The following is a 17,685-nucleotide window of genomic DNA, read 5'->3' as shown; positions in this document are numbered from 1 at the left end:
GTTAAGTCTTTGCAGAGCTTGCATAACAAAACAAGCTTTGAGACGATGGCGCAGGCGGCTCTCGATTTCCGCTGTTGCCGTGGCTTTGGTTGGCTGTTAGCCCTGTGTTTGGTCCCAAAAGGCTTGGTCCAAAGCTGCTGCAATCAATTGCGCTGTGCGGATATCTTCGCCAATCGGCGGCAATAGAGTGCCGCGAAACTGCGCCTCCTCCAAGGCTTGCGGGATGTCTTGGACAACATGCCCCGCCCGCAAGGCAAAGAACGGCAGGCAGGTTGCGTCGGGCATGTCGCGGGCGACGTCGGCCAAAAACGGGGCCTCTTCGACAAAGCCTGCCTTGATGGGGCCAATGCCCAACCGTTCCAACTGTTTCACCATTTCATAGGTGGTGTCAGATGACGTTTTGGACACTTTGCTTCCATGCGCGGCGATCAGCAGCCCTTTGCTTTGGGGGCTGGATGTTGCGGCTTTGGCCATCATTGCGATCAACGCAGGGTCGGTGCCAAAAGGCGCAAGCTGTATCAGGTCGGCATGATCTGCCGCGGCAAGTCTGCGGGGCAGGTTGGTACGGGTGAACCAGCCCTCGGCCATGAAAAACGGGTAAATGAACGGCTTGTCCGCCTTGGCCAAAGCGGCTTCCAACGCGCCCTCTTGGGCCAACGTTGCCCCGATGATCTGCCAACCCGGCAGCCACATTGCAACCCGCACGGCAAGGGCCTGCATCGTGGCCGCTTGTGGCAATGGCTCTGCAGGCGAGCCATGCGCCACCAAAATCGCAGATTTTTTCATGCTTCGACCTCACGTATCTGACGCGCCCCAACCCGAGAGGCTTTGCAAGCTCATATAGTCTGTGTGCTAAGGTTTGCCACACCGCGTCTTGGGTTTGATAACCGCCGCAGACGCGTGTCGCAAGCGCGCTTGCTGGGGCGCGGCACAGCCTGTGGGGCCAAAGCGTGCCCGAAATTTCGCCGCCTTCCGCGTTGCGTCTTTGTGTAATTGGGGGCATCTTGGCCCTATTCGCCCAAGACGACTGCTTCCAATCCGAAGCCGTTTGCGATATCGCGTTTTTTCCTAATATTTGTTGAGGTAAATGTGTCTAAAGCTTCAATCTCTATCGCGGCGGAGAGCCCTCTCGGCGCGGATTTGCGTTTATTGATGGAACGCCATACCGCCGATATGCACGCCGACACGCCCCCTGAAAGCATCCATATGATGGATGCCAGCCAGTTGGCGGTGCCCGAGGTCACGTTTTTTGTGATGCGAGATATTGGCGTCCCCTTGGGCATGGGCGCATTTAAACGGATTGAGGCCGATCATGCTGAAATCAAGTCGATGCATGTGCTGGCAGAAGCACGGGGCCGTGGGCTGTCCAAGCGGCTGTTAACCCATCTGATTGATGAGGCGCGGGCAGCTGGATTTGCACGGCTCAGCCTTGAAACTGGGATACAGCCCACCTTCACCGCAGCGCGTGCGTTATATGCCAAGGCGGGCTTTATCGAATGTGGGCCATTTGTCGGGTATGAATTGGACCCGAACAGTCTTTTTATGTCTCTCGAACTCTAAGCGTTTCCCCTCGCTGTCGGGCAGCGCCTGTATGTGCGAGGGGCGATGGGCATACAGGCTTTTGCAACCCGATGTGACCGACGTTCTGTTCGAACCGACATCACACCAGATTGCGCTGCAATAGGAGGTAGGGCCTCGTGTTGTTTGGCCGCGAACGCCAAACGCCCTTTAGACCCTGTCTGGCCAGATCCAGCCTAAAGCGGCACATCATCATAGCTGCGCTTTGTCGATGAGACTGCGGCCGCGCCGGCGTCGGATGCAGTTGCCGACATGATCTCCATGATTTTGGCCGTTGCGTCGCGATAGTCTGCAAGCGCTTTTGTGTAAAAATCAGCCTGAAGTTTTTGAAGGCTTTCCAAGTCTTTGCATGACAACATTGCTTTCTGGGCCTCAATATCTTGCTGCATACGAGACGATAGAAACTGAGCCGTTTCGGTGCCCACAGCCAGCATTGCTTTCATCCCAGCGCCTTGCATCGGGTTAAAAGCGGCCATGCCATCCTGGAGGGAGGTCATCGGGTTTGCTTTGGTCGTTGATGTTTTTGTCATTGCTTTTCCTTTGTATCATTTTGCGAAAAGGACTCTGCGGCCAAGGTGGTCGCGATAAATGCAAGCTGCACACCTAAGGTCACTCATTAAAGGTACAGTTTACCTCTTTGAAAATGGTTTTGCTTTGATCCCTGTCAATTTCCAAACGCAATTTGGCTGAGTGGCGTAAGCGCACAATTGGTTTAGGCCAAGATCACCCATCAGGGCTGTGCCGCTGGGGGCCTTGAGGCAGGAAACCCTTGCCAAGCGGTGTTGCCGTCAGGTTTAGGGCAGGCGGGCCGCTTCGGTTCCTGTCAAAGCGATGGCAGCACCGCGTCCTTGGGGCAATTTCAAGTGGTGAAGGTGCAGCAAAATGTCATCTGTAAAGAAAATGCTAAGAGCGTATACTCGCAAATTAGGCATGAGTTTCTGACATCTGAGATGTGTTACAATGACGGGTGCAACGTAAATTCTGACGCGGCCTACGTGCGAATTAACAGCGTAAGGTTGCGGTATTTTATGCATGAATTGGCTTTATGGCACGTTACGAACGGTGCAGAGCCGTGACAAATGGCAAAAGGACTTTGACCAATGGCCGAAAAAACGACTCCAGTCTTGGTACAGCGCGATCCCCAAAAGCCGGTTGGTTCCAGTGCCGCGCCGGCCTCTTCGATAGCAATTGATCATCCAACGACAGCGCAAGGCGGTCCGATGACCAAGCCCACCCAAAAACCTGATGCACTGGCGCAAGCTATGGCCCTGCGGCGCGAGTTTGAAAAGGTCACGCCATTTGCCGAGGCGCTTAATCACACAGCGCAAAGCGCGGTTGCGCGTTTCACCCAAGGGATTTCGCCTGCCGCTTTGGCAGGGGCATGGTTCGATTGGGCGACCCACATCATCGCGGCCCCCGGCAAGCAGTTTGAGTTGCTTGAAAATGCCGCAAGCAAAATCAGTCGTCAAAGCCGGTTCGCCCAGGCCTGTGCGACCACGACAGATGGGGCCGCGCCCTGTATTGCGCCGCTGCCGCAAGACAACCGGTTCAGCAATGAGGCGTGGCAGACCAAACCGTATAACATGATCTATCAAGGCTTTTTGCTGCAACAACAGTGGTGGCATAATGTGGTGACAGGGGTTCCGGGGGTAACGGCCCAGCATGAGCAAGCCTTGCAGTTTGTGACGCGTCAGTTGCTTGATATGGCCTCGCCGTCCAACTTCTTTTTGACCAACCCCGAAGTGCTGGCAAAAACCCGTGAAACCAACGGGATGAACCTGATTCAAGGGATGCAGAATGCGCTGAAAGATGCACAAGATATGATGGCAGAGGCACCGCCTAAGGGCAGCGAGGCCTATGTGCCGGGGCAGGATGTGGCGCTGACCAAGGGCAAGGTTATCTATCGCAACCGGCTGATTGAGTTGATCCAATACACGCCATTAACCGACACCGTGCGCCCCGAGCCTATCTTGATCGTGCCCGCTTGGATCATGAAGTATTACATCCTTGATCTGTCACAACAAAATTCAATGGTGCGCTATTTGGTCGAGCAAGGGCACACGGTTTTCATGATTTCATGGAAAAACCCCGATGCGGATGACCGCGATTTGACGCTGGACGATTACCGGCAGCTTGGCGTGATGGCGGCACTGGCGGCGATTGCGAACATCGTACCAGATCAAAAAGTCCACGCGGCGGGCTATTGTTTGGGGGGCACGCTGCTGTCGATTGCGGCGGCGGCGATGGCGCGTGATGGCGATGATGGGTTGGCGACCATGACCCTGCTTGCCAGTCAGGTTGATTTCACCGAACCGGGTGAGTTGCAGCTGTTTATCAATGAAAGCCAGCTTGCTTTTTTGGATAGCGTGATGTGGAAACAAGGCTATCTGGACACGAACCAGATGGGTGGGGCGTTCCAAATGCTGAACTCGAACGATCTGATCTGGTCGCGGGTTATTCACAATTATCTCATGGGGGAAAGCCGCCCTATGAGTGATCTGATGGCCTGGAATGCCGATGGGACGCGCATGCCCTATGCGATGCATTCGCAATATCTGCGCAAGCTGTACCTGAACAATGATCTGGCCGCAGGGCGGTTTACCGTCGATGGCCGCCCGGTTGCTTTGCCCGATATCCGGCTTCCGATCTTTGCTGTCGGAACGCTGAAAGACCACGTCGCACCTTGGCAGTCGGTTTTCAAAATTCGATTGCTGACCGATACCGAAGTGACCTTTGTTTTGACCAGTGGCGGCCATAACGCGGGTATTGTGTCAGAGCCGGGTCATCCGCATCGTTCATACCGCGTGGAAACCAAAGGTGCTTTGGATCGCTACGCCGATCCAGAGGCGTGGCTGGCCGAGACGGAGGCGCATGATGGATCTTGGTGGGAAACATGGGCTGGGTGGCTTGCGGCCCATTCCGGGGCTGTTACGGCACCGCCGGAAATGGGCAATGCGGCCTCGGGCTATGGCCCGCTATGTGACGCCCCCGGTACATATGTGATGCAGAAATAGGGTGCAGCGCGCCCAAAATGTAAAAGTGGATAAGCCATGAAAACGCGTAGCAAAAGCCTGACAATGGCCGCGATTGTCGCACTGATTTTTGGCGCATTGACCGTATTTTCAGGCGGTCGCGCCTTGTTTGGCGGGGCCGAGGCCGCAGCAGCGGTTGGCAATGCCGTGGGGTTCGTGTTGTGGTTCAATTTTCTGGCCGGTTTTGCCTACATGCTGGCTGGGATTGGGCTTTTCTTGCAGCACCGGCCCGCAGTCTGGATCTCGGTCGCGATTTTTGTCAGCACCGCGTTGGTCGGCCTCAGCTTTGGGTATCATGTGCTGCAAGGGGGCGCCTATGAGATGAGGACTGTCGGTGCGATGATTTTGCGCACGGGTGTTTGGGCGGCAATTTCTGTGGTCGCAGCGCGGCACATCGCGAAAGCACGCGCTGCCTAAAGCCATGCTTTGGCCCGCTAGGTGACGAAAGCGCATTTTGCAGCTATGCTGATGATCGGAACGATCACTTAGCAGGAGGGAAAAGTCATGAAAGCCATCGCATTGACAATAGCACTCGCGGTCGCGGCAGGCCCCGCAATCACGCAAACTGTGGTTGGGATTACCAAGGATATGCCGACTGCCACCATTGAAACCGACAGCGGCCCCCTAGAGATTGGCAGAATCCAAGACCCAACGCATGAAGTCACCGGCGAATGGGCGTTGACCTCTCGTCCGTGCCCAGATTTTTGCATCCAGCCGCATAGCCCTGCCGAAGGTGTCACCACAATCGGCGAGCTAGAACTGATTGCGATGTTGCAAGACCCCGAGGCCGTGGTGGTCGACAGCCGCACGTCCAGCTGGTTTCAGGGCGGCACGATCCCTGGTGCGATTAACATTCCCTATACCTATGTGGTGGATGAGCTGGCCCAACTGGGCTGTGAACCCGGTTTTGATGGCTGGGAGTGTGAGGCGGCCAAGCCCGTTGCGCTGTTTTGCAATGGCGTTTGGTGCGGCCAGTCGCCCACCGCGATCCGCAACATGATCAGTGCCGGATATCCTGCGGACCGCATCTTTTACTACCGTGGTGGCATGCAGGTCTGGCGCCTGCTTGGCCTGACGGTGACGGGCGGGCAATAGGGGCATAGACCGGCTATGCCACCATTGCCCCAACCATCACAGCAAGAAAATATGGGCAAAGATAATAGCTTGCACCAACAAGAACAGCGTATCAATCGCGATCAGCACCAAGCCTTTTACCCCCGGCGCGAATAGCTTTTTCAGCGAAGTTTTCACCCCCAGCGCGGAAATCGCCACCACCAACAAGAACCGCGAGGCATCGTTGATGAAGTTGAGCAGACCTTCGGGAAGGGGGACGAAATTGCGCACTGCCATCAGGATGATAAAGGCGATGACAAACCACGGAAGGCCTGCTGTGCCGCCAGCTTCCTTGCGGAAGGTCACGGCAACAACCAACAGCACAACCGGCAACAGGGCCACGCGCAACAGCTTGGTAAAGGTGGCGATATCGCCCGCTGTATCACTAACCGAATAGCCAGCGCCGACGACTTGGGCGACATCATGGATGGTCGCCCCGATCATATAGCCGCTTTCAACATCGGCAAGGCCAAGCCAGCCAAACAGCATTGGGTAGAGAATCATCGCGATGGTCGACATCGCAGTGACACCGACCACGGTTAGCAAGACATCTTCTTCTTGCAGGTACTTCTTCGGCAGAACCGCCGCGATTGCCATCGCCGCCGAGGCCCCACAAATCGCCACCGAGCCGCCCGTCAGCAAGCCAAAGGCTGTTGTGCGGCCAAACAGGCGGGCAAATATAACGCCGCCGATCATGGTCAGCACGAGCATAACAGCCACGCCAATAATCGGCGTGATACCCAGCTGTGACACGTCGGCAAAGGTCAGGCGCAGGCCCAAAAGCGCCACACCCAACCGCAGCAAATCCCGTGAGCAAAAGGCGATGCCAGAGGCTGCGCGCGGCGTGTCGTTCATAAAGTTGAACGCCATGCCAATCAGCAGTGCGAACAGCATGGCCGGCGCGCCATAATGCTCGGCAAGAAAGCTGGACGCAAGGGCGACCGTAGTTGCAAGCGCGATGCCGCTACGGTTGGTGTCGATCCAGCCCAGCACCCGTTGTGGCGCTGAAATGGCTGCGGGGGAATGCCCGCTTTGTTCAGAGTTTGTCATCAACCGCGCTCAGATCAAAGGTTTCATTGGGGAAGAATTTGGCCAAGCGAATATCGGCAGATCGGGCGTGGCCTTCCATGCCTTCCAGCCGCGAAATGCGGGCGGTTGCCTCGGCCAGCGGCTTTGCAGCCTCTCTGGTGGCACGTTGCCAAGTGACTGTTTTCATAAACTTATGCACAGACAGGCCGCCGGTATACCGCGCAGCACCCGAGGTTGGCAAAACGTGGTTTGGCCCTGATGCCTTGTCGCCAAAGGCCACGGTGGTTTCTTCGCCCAAGAACAGCGAGCCGTAAGAGCGTAAACGGTTCAGCCACCAATCCAGATTTGCAGCTTGGATGTGCAGATGCTCTGGCCCGTATTGGTCGCAGACCTGCGCCATATCTTCGACGCTGTCGCACAGCATCACCTCGGCATAGTCGGCCCATGCGGCCTGGGCGCTGCTGCGGTTCGGTTCGGGCAGGGTTTCGATCAGACCGGGAACGATCTCCATGACGCGCTCGGCCAGCGTGCGGTCGGTCGTGGCCAGCCAAACAGGCGAGTTATAGCCATGTTCCGCCTGACCCACCAAATCCATCGCGACCATTTCGGCATCGGCGGTGGCGTCGGCGGCGACCATGCTGTCGGTCGGGCCTGCAAACATATCAATGCCGACATGACCGAACAAAATCCGTTTCGCTTCGGCCACATATTGGTTGCCGGGGCCGACAAGGATATCAGCCTTTTGCAGGCCAAAGAGGCCATTCGCCATCGCGGCAACCCCTTGCACGCCACCCATTTGCAAGATGACATCGGCGCCGCACAGGTCCATCGCGTAGATGATCGCTGGGGGAATGCCTTGGCCCGGACGGGGTGGGGAGCAGGCCGAAATATGCCCGACGCCCGCCACTTTGGCGGTGGTAATGGTCATAATCGCGCTGGCGATATGGCTATAGCGCCCGCCGGGCACATAGCACCCTGCCGCCGAGACCGGAATTTGCTTTTGCCCTGCAATCAGGCCGGGCAGAATTTCGACTTCGCAATCGGTTACGGTGGCGCGTTGTGCCTCGGCAAAGCGTTTGATGTTGGCATGGGCGAATTGGATATCGGCTTTCAGTTTTTCCGGAACCAAGGCCGCCGCCGCCGCGCGTTGTTCTGGTGAGACGATGATATCGCCTGCCCATTTATCCAGATCGCGGGCATATGCGCGCGCCGCTTCTTCGCCGCCTGCTGCAATCTCGTCCAGCATTTTGACGACAAGATCATGCACATCACCCTGATCGGTTTCGGCAGTACGAGCGGCTTTCTTTAAGTAGATCATTCTTCTGGCTTTCTGGTTACATGCGGCCCGTTCAGGGCAAGAGGCGGCGCACTTATATCGAGGTCTCAGGTTTGGCGAAGGCAAAGCCGTTATCGGCCATAGCCAAAGCAGCGGCGTACATCAGGGGTGTTTTGAAATATTTGGTCATAGTGACCGCCTAATTGAGAATGCGGGCGTTTTGCCCGCTATTGGGTTGCTTGGGTAATGATCGCTTTGACCAGTTGGTCCAGTGTGTCAAAGGCGTTTGCTTGCGCAGATACGGCCTCGGGGATAAGCGAAAATTCGGTACAGGCGATCAGTTGCACGGTGGCGCCGCGCTGCACCAACTCTTCAGAGGCGGTTTTTAAAATGGCGCGCGCCTCGGGGCTGGGGCCTTTGGATTTCAGCAACCGGATGGCAGCAAGGGTTTGCGCCTCATCCTGCGCATATAGGGCTGTTAGCCCGTGGCGTTTCAGCGGGCCATCAAACAGCCCCACTTTGCGCACGGCAGGCGAGCCGAGCACACCGACAATGCCGTTGTCTGACAGGCTGGCCGCATGGGCGCAGGACAGCTCAATCATATCCAGCATTGGCACGGTTACTGCCGTGCGAATGGCGTCTGCATAGTGATGTGCTGTGTTGCAGGGCATCGCCAAAATCTCGGCCCCACCTGCGACCAAACGCCGTGCCATATCGGCAAGGGCAGGGGCGGGGTCAACCGTGCCGCCCTCTAGCAGATGTTTGATCCGCGAGGGGACTTGGGTATTTTGGTCAACGATAAGCGGGAGATGGTCGCTGTCATCTTGGGCCGCCACGCCCGCAAGGATTTTCTGCATGATCAGGATGGTCGCCTCTGGCCCCATTCCGCCCAAAATGCCAACACGTTTCATGTTGCTTCCCCCGTTTCGGGCAGGGCGGCCACGGCGTCCAGAATGTGATCAGCCAGCAGCGCGCAATCCTCTAGGGTAAAGGTCAGCGGCAGGCGCATATCGAACAGGCCCGACAGAATTTTGTCGGTCTGCGGCAGGTCTTGTGCGGCCACATAGCGCCAGCTTTGATGCGCCGAGGTAAAGCCCACGGGTTGCGAGGCCCCGAACCACTTCACCTCAACCCCAACAGCGGCCAGACCGGAAACGAAGGCCAGTGCTTGCGCTTGGGTGATTTCGGGCAGGCAGAACTGGATGGACGAGCCGACATAAACCTCGGCCGCGGGGCGTGTGGCAAGGTGAATGCGGTTCGACGCCGACAGCATGTCAGCCACCATATCATGGCGTGCATTCCAATCGGCGATGCTCTGTTCAATCTTGCGTAGCTGCGGGCGCAGAATGGCGGCGCGCAAGTTATCCATGCGGGCCGAGCAATTCGGCGTATCCAGCCGAATATCGGTATAGACATCCTCTGCAGGCCCCGCGCCGTGGCGAGGGTAAAGCATGTAGGAGCCCGACAAGATCGTCGCCCGCGCCATAAATTCGGGGTTATCCGAGGTCAGCAAGCCGCCTTCGCCCGAGTTCATGTGCTTGTAGGTTTGGGTGCTAAAGCAACCAGCAAGGCCGAAAGAGCCCGACAGCTTGCCATTCCAGCGCGCGCCCATCGTATGGGCGCAATCCTCGATGATTGTCAGGTTATGCGTGGCCGCGATTTGCATCAATCGGTCCATATCGCACAAATGCCCGCGCATGTGCGACAACAGCAGATAGCGCGCGCCAGTTGTCTTGGCCTTCAAGGCCAGATCATCCAGATCAATCACCAGATCAGGCGTGATTTCAACCAGCACCGATTTGCCCCCCACGGCGGCAATCGCACCCGGAACCGGGGCCAGCGTAAAGCCGTTGGTCAGCACCAGATCGCCCGGCACCACACCGGCGGCACGCATTGCAATCGCCATCGCTTGGCCGCCAGATGCCACGGCGAGGCAATAGGGTTGGCCTTGCCAGACCGCAAACTCGCGCTCCAGCTCCATCGTTTCACTGTCTTCACCCGGGGCGGTGTTGTAGCGGTGCAAACGGCCCGAGCGCATAACCGCAATCGCCGCTTCAATCGCGTCGTCAGGGATTGGCAATTGCTGGGTAAAGCTCTTTGAAAAATGCGCTCGGGCCATGGGATTAGTCTACCTTCAGGGCTTGGTTGCCTTCGGCAAATACGGCGTCATAGCCGAACAGTGCCGCAGAACCGCCAGTGTGCAAGAACACAATCCGCTCGCCCTTTTTGAAATTGCCTTTGCGGCAATAGTCGATCAGGCCAGCGGCACCTTTGCCGGAATAGACCGGATCCAGCAAGATACCTTCAAGCTGTGCAAACATGCGGATCGCTTCCAGCGTGTCTTCGCGCGGGATGCCGTAGCCTGCGCCAACATAGCTGCTATCCGCAACCACATCGCCGCGGGAAACCACATCGGGGCAACCCAATTTGGCAGCGGTTTTCTGGGCCAAAGCAAATACGTTTTCTTCTTGCTTGTCCTTGGGCGCACGCACGCCGATACCTGTCAACGGGATGCCTGCATTGATTGCTTTCAGGCCAGTAATCAGGCCCGCTTGGGTGCCTGCCGAGCCGGTTGCTGTGACAAGATGGTCGATAACCAAGCTGCGGTCATTTGCTTGGCCCACCAATTCAAAGGCGCAGTTCACATAGCCCAAAGCGCCAGTCGCGTTGGAGCCGCCACCGGGGATCAAGTAAACCTTGCGGCCCTCGGCCTTTAGCTTTTCGGCAACCATTTCCATTTCGGCCTGCATATCCTTGCCGCCGGTGCGCTTGGATGTGGTCGCGCCATGCAAATGATCCAGCAACACGTTGCCGTTGTCATTGTAGTTGTGGTTGTTCGAACCTGTGCGGTCCTCAAGCAGGATATGGCAAGCCATGCCCAGTTTGGCCGCAAACGCCGCGGTTTGGCGGGCGTGGTTCGACTGCGTCGCACCTTGGGTCATAACGGTGTCTGCGCCCATGGCCAGTGCTTCGGCCATCAGGAATTCGAGTTTGCGGGTTTTGTTGCCGCCAGTGGACAGGCCTGTGCAATCGTCGCGCTTAATCCAGATTTCCGGCCCTCCCAATTCTTTGGACAAACGGTCCATCTTTTCCAGAGGGGTCGGAAGATGGGCGAGGTGGACGCGCGGAAAACGGGCGAGATGCATTGGGAGTTCCTTAGGTAACTTGTGTGATTTGAGTTTTAGTCCTCCTAAACAGCTATGCAAGTGCGAAATTTTTGATATATTGTGCAAAATTTGCAAGTTGGGTCTGCTGTGCGGTTGGAATGGCTTGAAGATATATTGGCAATTGCCGAGACTGGGTCATTTAGTGGCGCGGCCGATCGGCGTCTGCTTACGCAATCAGCATTTTCGCGAAGGATTAGGCAGATTGAAGATTATGTTGGCGTTGAACTGTTTGACCGAGAGCATAAGCCGATTCGACTAAAGCCAACGACGCAGGCCCAACGCGATCAGATTGTGATGCTGACATCCGCGCTGCGGCAGTTGAGTGTTGATTTGCGGCGCGGCGAGCGCATCACCAGCAACCGTGTTGTCATTGCCTGCCAACATTCGCTGACCGCAAAACTCGTACCAGCGTTGCTGCAAAAACTGCCGGTCGAGCGGGATGGCATCTATGTGCGGTTGCGATCTGCCAATTTTGACGAATGTGTGGGGTTGCTTTTGTCGCGTCAGGCCGATGTGGCAATCGTATACCGGACAACCGACGACATGAGTGACCCCGCTGCAGATTTTATCGAAGAGGTGACAATCGGCGCGGATCGGCTGATCCCTGTGTTCAACGCGTGCCTGCCACAGCTTGCAAAGGCGCAATTCACAGAAATCCCCTATATCTCCTATCCGCCCGATGTCTTTTTGGGACAGGTGATGGAGCGTAAGATCTTGCCCATGCTGAACCCGTTGTTTCAGCCTTTGCCCAAGGTTGAAACCGCGCTGACGCTTGCCGCGGTCGAAATGGCAGCAATCGGGGTTGGGGTTGCTTGGGTTCCCGAATCCTTGGCGCAGGACAAGTTGGCGACGGGCGATCTGTTGGATTTATCAGCGGCACTGCCAACCTGCGCTTTGCGGGTTGTCGCCATGCGTGTGCAGGGGGCCCCCAATTCTGCCGAAGATCTTATATGGTCGCATCTGCAAACGGCCTAGCCGCAAGACCTGCCTTGGAGTGTGCCAAGGCGCTTTACAGCATTTCCAAATCCGGAAATATGTGGGCTATATTTACAAAAATACGAATGTTACTTTGAACAGATGTGAATTACTGCGCGGGGGGCTGGAACATGGCGATGTCTTATTCACGTAGGGATCTGAGCTTTAAGTGGCTAGAGCTTTTCCAGATTTGCGCAAACAAAGGGTCATTGCAGGCGGCAGCGGATGAGACCGGCCTATCGGTTAGTACGGTTTCACATCACCTTAAAAACCTTGAGGAACATCTGGGCGTCGATCTGTTTGACCATAGCCGCCGTCCAATGTTGTTGACCCCGACGGGCCGCAACTTCCTGCGTAAGATTGACGGTGCGCTGCACGCGATCAGGACGGCCAAAGCCGAGGCTGCATCGGGAAATATTGATAACGCCAGCTATCTGCGGCTTGGGCTGATTGAAGATTTTGATGCCGACATCGCGCCGCAGCTGGCCGTGTATTTGTCCAAGCAGATGCCGCAATGTGATTTTTCATATTTGACAGATTCAAGCCATTTGATCATTGGAATGTTGCGGAAAAAAGAGCTGGATTTGGGCGTGGTTGCCTATTCATCGGAAAACCTGTTTGACCTGCACGATCAACCTTTTCTGCGCGATCCGTTCCTGTTGATAAAGCCAAAGGGCCATGCGTTCAACGGGGCGCAACTGACAAAGGACGCAATGACACTGCCCTTTTTGCGGTTCTCAAGCAGCCTTTTCATCAGTCGTCAGATCGAATCGCATTTGCGCCGTCTTGGCATTTCCTTGCCCAATCATTTTGAATGCGCCAACAGTGATATGTTGATGGCAATGGTGGCGGCGGGGGCAGGGTGGTCTATCACAACTGCGCTGCTCTATTCGCACGGCAAGCAGTTCCAAGATCAGGTCGAGGTGCATCGTTTTCCGGGGAAAAGCTTTGCACGCACATTGTCTATCGTGTCCACACCGGATTGTTCGCGCTCTGTGCTGATAAAAGTGCGCAACAAGTTTACTGAATTGCTGGAAGAAACCGCTATTCCGATGCTTCACGAAAAGCTGCCGTGGTTGCAAGATAGCTTTACGCTGATTGAGTAGCGCCCAAGGCAGATTGTTAAAAGTACCGCATGGTATGATTGGCCTGCTTTGATACGGGGATGATGCGGCCACACATTCCGACTGGCCAAATTGTAGGCAGGTCTATTTGCATAAGTCGGAATTAAGTTCTTAAATTTTCGAAATAGAAATGGATGCGTTGCCAGCACAGAGAACACTCGTTCAGAAATGATGAAATGCATTTCGGAGGCCGCACGCATGAAGTCGAGAACCAAAGTCGTTGTCATCGGAGGCGGTATCGCCGGCTGTTCGACACTGTATCACCTGACGCAAGAAGGTTGGACCGATGTTGTCCTGATCGAGCGCGACGAGTTGACGTCGGGCACGACGTGGCACTCGGCCGCGCAGGTCACCAATTTTGGCATGACCCAAACGATGGTTGGGCTAAAATCCCACTCGATCGCGCTGTATAAAAAGCTGCGCGATGATCCGGAATATCCGGTCGGTTATCACCACGGTGACGGCGGCATCCGCCTTGCCAACACGCCCGAGCAGATGCAAGGCTACCGGCACTTTGCGTCAATGGCACGCGGCATGGGTGTAGAGTTTGAGGTGCTTGACGCGGAAGAATGTGCGCGCCGCCACCCGCTGATCTCGACCGATAACCTGTTGGGCGGGCTTTGGGATGGCGCAGATGGCGACATCGACCCTGCACAGCTGTGCCAAGCGCTTGCCTTTCATGCGCGTAAAGCTGGCGCCGAGGTGTACCGTAACACGGCTGTCACCGCGCTTACCCAGCACAAGGATGACACTTGGACCGTTGAGACAACGCAAGGCAACATCGACGCCGATATCGTTGTAAATGCCTGCGGCTACCGCGTGAACGAAGTGGGCGCGATGATGGGCGTTCACCACCCCGTAGCCTCGATGGAACACCAGTATTTCGTGACCGAGGATATCCCGGCGATTGTTGAGTCGGCCCGCCGGATGCCACTGCTGCGCTGCCCGATCAGCGACTACTATTGCCGTCAGGAAAAGAACGGCCTGCTGATCGGTTTCTATGAGCAGGACTGCAAAACATGGGGTATGGACGGCATCGACCCCAAATTCACCAACGCGCTGTGCCCTGATGATCTGGAACGGGTTATGGACGTGCTGGAAGGGGCATTTGCCCGTATGCCAGCCCTGACCGAGGTTGGTATTAAACGCGTCGTCAACGGCCCGATCACCTATACCATCGACGGCGCGCCGCTGGTTGGCCCGATCCCCGGCAAGCGTAACGCATTCTGCATCATCGGTCTGCGTGCGGGCTTGGGCGAAGGCGGCGGCCATGGCTGGTTGCTCGCGCAACAGATCGTTCATGGCGAGGCGTGCTATGACACATGGGTCATCGATCCGCGCCGCTTTACCGGCCATACCAACGTCGAATTGACGGCTCTGAAGTCGATCGAGGACTATCAAAACGAATTCCGTTTCCACTTCCCGCATGAGCACCGCCCTGCCGGTCGCCCTGCCAAAACCACACCTTTGACGCCAATCCTTGCCGCTGAAGGCGCTGAATTTACGGTTGTGAACGGTTGGGAGCGCGTCGATTACATCAAACCAACGCCTGATTTCCACCCGACCCTTGGTTTCAACTTTGACGAGGCGTTTGATATCGTCGGCGGCGAAGTGGCAAACGTTCAAAACAATGTTGGCCTCTGCGAAGTCAACGGTTTCAACCGCTTGGAAATCACTGGCGATGATCGCCACAGCTTCCTTGACCGTATGATTTGCGGCGCTGTGACCAAGAAAGACGGTCGCGTTGGCCTCGGCTACTTGTTGAACGACCACGGTATGGTCAAAGGCGAAGCAACTATCGCCAACATTCCTGCTTCGGATCGTGGTCCAGCGCGGGTTTGGTATGGTTCTGCTGCAGCAAGCGAATTCCACGATATGGATTGGCTGAAAAACCACATCCTGCCCGGCGAGAATGTCCAAATCCGCAGCCTGACCAATGACCAGACCATCCTTGTTCTGGCGGGCCCTAATGCTCGGGCAGTTCTGCAGGCCTGTTCGCGCGGCGATTGGTCCAAGGCGGCGTTCCCTTGGCTGTCTGTACGCGAATGCTTTATCGGCTTTGCCCCGGCAACGGTACTGGGCGTCAGCTTCTCGGGTGAATTGGCCTATGAAATCCACGTTCCCAACGCCTCGCTTTATGCGGCTTGGCTGGCGCTGCGTAAGGCAGGTGCAGAGTTCGGGCTGAAGCTCTTTGGTGCGCGGGCTGTTGACTCGATGCGAATGGAGATGGGTTTCTTGCATTGGAAAGCCGATCTGCTGACCGAATTTACACCGTTTGAAACCGGGCTGGATCGCTTTGTGAAGCTTGGAAAAGGTGACTTTATCGGGAAAGCCGCGCTGGAAAAGATGCATGCAGCGGGCGAACGCAAGAAGTTCGTAAGCCTGAAAGTTGATGCAACGCACGCCCCTGCGCGCGGTGGCTCATCGCTGATGGTCGGCGATAAGGTTGTCGGTACGATTTCTTCGGGTGATTGGGGGTACCGCGTTGGTATGAACATTGCCTATGCCTTTATCGACCCAGAGTTTTCGGCAATTGGCACCAAGTTGGAACTGGATATGTTCGGCGATATGGTTGCGATCGAAGTGATCGCGCCATCGCCATATGATCCCGATTTCAGCCGTATCAGAAGCTGATAAAAATGGCCGATACGCGGGTAGTCATTCTGGTCGAGACCGGTTTTGTCGCAACCGAACTTGCACTTGTGCTGGATATCTTGCGTATCGCCAACCGGCTGGGGGGGCAGGATCGGTTTCAAACGCAGATCTGTTCCTCCTCCGGCAGCACCATGATCGACAGTCTGGATGACGGAATGAGCGTGCGCGCGACCCCCTTTCGCGCCATGCTGGCCGTGCCGCCCGACCATGTTGTCGTGCTTGGCGGCAGCGGCATTCGGGCAAGCCTTGGCCAGTTTTGCGCAAAATTTCGTTGGCTTGAACGCGTCGGCAGCCACATTTTGTTGCTGTCGGATGCGGCCTATGAATGGAAAAGGCTGAACGCCGAGGATGGCGCCTTTACGACGCATTGGGAAAACCAACAGCTGCTGCGTGATACTTTGGTTGATCTAGAGGAAAGCCCGCCGCTCTATCTGCGAAATGGCCGGATCACGACTGCGGCTGGCATGATTGCAACCGCTGATGTGGTGCTTTCGGAAATCGTGGCGCCGCTTTCGGAAAAGCTGGCGCAAGCGACCAGTCAGATGTTGGTGATGAACGGCGTGCGCGAGGGCAATGCCCCCCAGCCGTGCAGCGAAAATGACATAGATTTCTTGCGGGTTTGGCGGTTGGAAGCCGTCATTCGGCATATGGAGCAAAACGTTGAGACGCCGGTGTGCATGTCGGGCCTTGCCCGTGTTGCCGGAACGTCTGTACGCCAGCTTGAGCGGCGCTTTGTTAAGGCCATCGGGCAGACCCCAGTGGCGTTTTATCGCACGCTGCGCTTGCGGCGCGGCAAGGTGATGGTCGAGCAAACCTCGGCGTCTATAGCCGAGATCGCAATCGCATGCGGTTTTAGCTGCTCGTCCGCATTCTCGCGCGTGTTCTTGCGCGAATTTGGGCGCTCGCCAACGCAGCTTCGGCTGCAACTCATTGCGCGGCCCGCAAAGCCACGCGAGACGAGGGCTGATGGCAGCGCGCCTTTGGCGCAGCCGAGAGTAAAACTACCGACAGCATCGGATGCTTCGATTCGGTTGAACCGCGCAATGTCGTTCAGCAGTCCAGTCGCCGAAGGTCGCCGGTCTTGGCCTGCGCCTTTGACCTGATTTCAACGCGAATAAGCGGTTTCAGGTGTAATCTGCCAAGTCCTGCACCCACATGACCCTGTAATTGGCGTGATGATAAGCTTGGACAGCGCATAGCAGGGGCTTGATATCGCATATCAAAGCGAATTCTGGGAACTATATGGTGGATACCGGAGTATGCTTCGGTAGTGATCTGATCCTGAGAGGACGTTTTATGAAGCGACTACTGAATTCAACCGCAGCCTTGTCCGTTGCCTTGATGCATGTGCAGCCCACCCCGCTGTGGGCGCAAACCGTGACGGACACGGGGTCTATCATTGCCGTTGATGGCTCTGTTCTGTGTGAACCGAGTGCCGATACAGTGTGCGACCCCGCGAATGCCGACCTGATTGCGCAGGCGCAAAAGATCGAAGAACAGATCGCAGACGCACAAGCCAAGGCTGACGCCGAAGCTGCCGCCGCTGCCGCAGCAGATGCGCAAGCTAAAGCTGATGCCGAGGCCACTGCTGCCGCTGCAGCAGATGCGCAAGCCAAAGCTGATGCCGAGGCCGCTGCCGCTGCCGCAGCAGATGCGCAAGCTAAAGCTGATGCCGAGGCCACTGCTGCCGCAGCAGATGCGCAAGCTAAAGCTGATGCCGAGGCCACTGCTGCCGC

General features: G+C 56.5%; 15 protein-coding genes and 1 pseudogene. 9 read left to right on the top strand and 7 right to left on the bottom strand.

The genetic code is table 11. From position 1 onward, the window contains the following. Positions 1-96: 96 nt before the first annotated feature. Entirely contained in the window at positions 97-786 is a 690-nt protein-coding gene (locus ACEN2J_RS12415) for a CbiX/SirB N-terminal domain-containing protein (protein WP_442106242.1), read from the bottom strand. Positions 787-1,152: 366 nt separating this feature from the next. Between ACEN2J_RS12415 and ACEN2J_RS12410 the strand changes: the two genes are divergently transcribed. Then, positions 1,153-1,560: a GNAT family N-acetyltransferase gene (locus ACEN2J_RS12410; protein ID WP_442106330.1), complete on the top strand. Its 408-nt coding sequence runs from the start codon at positions 1,153-1,155 to the stop codon at positions 1,558-1,560. A gap of 194 nt (positions 1,561-1,754) precedes the next feature. Here ACEN2J_RS12410 and ACEN2J_RS12405 read toward each other — a convergent pair whose 3' ends face one another. Continuing rightward, on the bottom strand, positions 1,755-2,108 hold the full coding sequence (locus ACEN2J_RS12405) for a phasin family protein (protein ID WP_442106240.1): 354 nt from the start codon (positions 2,106-2,108) through the stop codon (positions 1,755-1,757). Positions 2,109-2,798: 690 nt separating this feature from the next. Here ACEN2J_RS12405 and ACEN2J_RS12400 point away from each other — a divergent pair. From ACEN2J_RS12400 to ACEN2J_RS12390, 3 genes are all read left to right on the top strand, one after another. Then, positions 2,799-4,592, top strand: a complete 1,794-nt coding sequence (locus tag ACEN2J_RS12400; RefSeq protein ID WP_442106238.1) for a PHA/PHB synthase family protein — start codon at positions 2,799-2,801, stop codon at positions 4,590-4,592. 36 nt (positions 4,593-4,628) lie between these two features. After that, positions 4,629-5,027, top strand: coding sequence for a hypothetical protein (locus tag ACEN2J_RS12395; RefSeq protein ID WP_442106236.1), 399 nt, complete (start codon positions 4,629-4,631; stop codon positions 5,025-5,027). A gap of 87 nt (positions 5,028-5,114) precedes the next feature. Further along, entirely contained in the window at positions 5,115-5,705 is a 591-nt protein-coding gene (locus tag ACEN2J_RS12390; protein WP_442106234.1) for a rhodanese-like domain-containing protein, read from the top strand. Positions 5,706-5,741: 36 nt separating this feature from the next. Here ACEN2J_RS12390 and ACEN2J_RS12385 read toward each other — a convergent pair whose 3' ends face one another. From ACEN2J_RS12385 to ACEN2J_RS12365, 5 genes are all read right to left on the bottom strand, one after another. Further along, positions 5,742-6,773: a YeiH family protein gene (locus ACEN2J_RS12385; protein ID WP_442106232.1), complete on the bottom strand. Its 1,032-nt coding sequence runs from the start codon at positions 6,771-6,773 to the stop codon at positions 5,742-5,744. Then, entirely contained in the window at positions 6,760-8,070 is a 1,311-nt protein-coding gene (gene hisD, locus ACEN2J_RS12380) for a histidinol dehydrogenase (protein WP_442106230.1), read from the bottom strand. Before hisD ends, ACEN2J_RS12385 begins: the two co-directional genes overlap by 14 nt. A gap of 185 nt (positions 8,071-8,255) precedes the next feature. After that, entirely contained in the window at positions 8,256-8,939 is a 684-nt protein-coding gene (locus ACEN2J_RS12375; protein ID WP_442106228.1) for an aspartate/glutamate racemase family protein, read from the bottom strand. Beyond that, complete coding sequence (locus tag ACEN2J_RS12370) at positions 8,936-10,147, bottom strand: DegT/DnrJ/EryC1/StrS family aminotransferase (RefSeq protein WP_442106226.1); 1,212 nt, start codon at positions 10,145-10,147, stop codon at positions 8,936-8,938. The genes ACEN2J_RS12375 and ACEN2J_RS12370 overlap by 4 nt, the downstream gene beginning before the upstream one ends. Before the next feature lie 4 nt (positions 10,148-10,151). Continuing rightward, positions 10,152-11,174 carry a D-cysteine desulfhydrase gene (locus ACEN2J_RS12365; RefSeq protein WP_442106224.1) on the bottom strand — a complete coding sequence of 341 codons (1,023 nt, stop codon included), beginning with the start codon at positions 11,172-11,174 and terminating at the stop codon, positions 10,152-10,154. Positions 11,175-11,255: 81 nt separating this feature from the next. Here ACEN2J_RS12365 and ACEN2J_RS12360 point away from each other — a divergent pair, with 81 nt between their 5' ends. The 5 genes and pseudogenes from ACEN2J_RS12360 to ACEN2J_RS12340 form a co-directional block, all read left to right on the top strand. Then, the gene (locus ACEN2J_RS12360) at positions 11,256-12,170 is read left to right on the top strand and encodes a LysR family transcriptional regulator (protein WP_442106222.1); all 915 of its coding nucleotides are present in this window, start codon (positions 11,256-11,258) and stop codon (positions 12,168-12,170) included. Positions 12,171-12,307: 137 nt separating this feature from the next. Next, the gene (locus ACEN2J_RS12355; protein ID WP_442106220.1) at positions 12,308-13,276 is read left to right on the top strand and encodes a LysR family transcriptional regulator; all 969 of its coding nucleotides are present in this window, start codon (positions 12,308-12,310) and stop codon (positions 13,274-13,276) included. A 216-nt stretch (positions 13,277-13,492) separates the two neighbouring features. Further along, complete coding sequence (locus tag ACEN2J_RS12350) at positions 13,493-15,928, top strand: GcvT family protein (RefSeq protein ID WP_442106218.1); 2,436 nt, start codon at positions 13,493-13,495, stop codon at positions 15,926-15,928. A 5-nt stretch (positions 15,929-15,933) separates the two neighbouring features. Next, entirely contained in the window at positions 15,934-17,052 is a 1,119-nt protein-coding gene (locus ACEN2J_RS12345; protein WP_442106216.1) for a GlxA family transcriptional regulator, read from the top strand. Between the two features lie 193 nt (positions 17,053-17,245). Further along, positions 17,246-17,685, top strand: a pseudogene (locus tag ACEN2J_RS12340) (hypothetical protein); the annotation flags it as partial.

Source organism: Pseudorhodobacter sp. W20_MBD10_FR17 (genome assembly GCF_052119765.1).
GTDB lineage: Bacteria > Pseudomonadota > Alphaproteobacteria > Rhodobacterales > Rhodobacteraceae > Pseudorhodobacter.
The sequence above is the reverse complement of the archived record's forward strand: the minus strand, read 5'-3'. Positions and strand labels throughout refer to the sequence as shown.

Excerpts from the sequence above, each read along its gene's own strand:
- ACEN2J_RS12370 (WP_442106226.1), bottom strand. The coding sequence starts at position 10,147 with ATGGCCCGAGCGCATTTTTCAAAGAGCTTTACCCAGCAATTGCCAATC.
- ACEN2J_RS12415 (WP_442106242.1), bottom strand. The coding sequence starts at position 786 with ATGAAAAAATCTGCGATTTTGGTGGCGCATGGCTCGCCTGCAGAGCCA.
- ACEN2J_RS12400 (WP_442106238.1), top strand. The coding sequence starts at position 2,799 with ATGACCAAGCCCACCCAAAAACCTGATGCACTGGCGCAAGCTATGGCC.
- ACEN2J_RS12405 (WP_442106240.1), bottom strand. The coding sequence starts at position 2,108 with ATGACAAAAACATCAACGACCAAAGCAAACCCGATGACCTCCCTCCAG.
- hisD (WP_442106230.1), bottom strand. The coding sequence starts at position 8,070 with ATGATCTACTTAAAGAAAGCCGCTCGTACTGCCGAAACCGATCAGGGT.
- ACEN2J_RS12375 (WP_442106228.1), bottom strand. The coding sequence starts at position 8,939 with ATGAAACGTGTTGGCATTTTGGGCGGAATGGGGCCAGAGGCGACCATC.
- ACEN2J_RS12390 (WP_442106234.1), top strand. The coding sequence starts at position 5,115 with ATGAAAGCCATCGCATTGACAATAGCACTCGCGGTCGCGGCAGGCCCC.
- ACEN2J_RS12355 (WP_442106220.1), top strand. The coding sequence starts at position 12,308 with ATGTCTTATTCACGTAGGGATCTGAGCTTTAAGTGGCTAGAGCTTTTC.
- ACEN2J_RS12410 (WP_442106330.1), top strand. The coding sequence starts at position 1,153 with ATGGAACGCCATACCGCCGATATGCACGCCGACACGCCCCCTGAAAGC.
- ACEN2J_RS12385 (WP_442106232.1), bottom strand. The coding sequence starts at position 6,773 with ATGACAAACTCTGAACAAAGCGGGCATTCCCCCGCAGCCATTTCAGCG.
- ACEN2J_RS12395 (WP_442106236.1), top strand. The coding sequence starts at position 4,629 with ATGAAAACGCGTAGCAAAAGCCTGACAATGGCCGCGATTGTCGCACTG.
- ACEN2J_RS12350 (WP_442106218.1), top strand. The coding sequence starts at position 13,493 with ATGAAGTCGAGAACCAAAGTCGTTGTCATCGGAGGCGGTATCGCCGGC.
- ACEN2J_RS12345 (WP_442106216.1), top strand. The coding sequence starts at position 15,934 with ATGGCCGATACGCGGGTAGTCATTCTGGTCGAGACCGGTTTTGTCGCA.
- ACEN2J_RS12365 (WP_442106224.1), bottom strand. The coding sequence starts at position 11,174 with ATGCATCTCGCCCGTTTTCCGCGCGTCCACCTCGCCCATCTTCCGACC.